The sequence below is a fragment of the Xenorhabdus bovienii genome (assembly GCF_024721015.1).
Classification (GTDB): domain Bacteria; phylum Pseudomonadota; class Gammaproteobacteria; order Enterobacterales; family Enterobacteriaceae; genus Xenorhabdus; species Xenorhabdus bovienii.
Window position 1 is genome coordinate 1 of sequence record NZ_JANAIF010000412.1, and the last position, 274, is coordinate 274.

Sequence of the window (274 nt, forward strand, 5' to 3'; positions counted from 1 at the left end):
CACAACAGCATATCCATCATCAGATCATAGAAAAGGCGAAAGATATTTTGGCAGTCAGCAACCGCACCATTGCAGAGATCGCATATGATTTAGGCTTTGAACATCCGCAATCATTTAATAAGTTGTTTAAGCAAAAAACAAAAATGTCTCCTTCAGCGTTCAGGCAATCTTTTGATAATTGATTGAAGTTTATAAATTTACTTTCGATTTGCGCCGGAATCATAACACAACCGGCAGACAGTCGTTAAAGATATTATGAAGAAGCAACATCATT

Annotated in this window: 1 protein-coding gene; it reads left to right on the top strand. The window is 36.5% G+C overall.

Translation table 11 applies throughout. The annotated features are described in order from the left end of the window. A partial coding sequence (locus NXS07_RS22695; RefSeq protein ID WP_258087658.1) for a helix-turn-helix domain-containing protein occupies positions 1 to 182 on the top strand: 182 nt, incomplete at its 5' end. Positions 183 to 274: the final 92 nt, after the last annotated feature.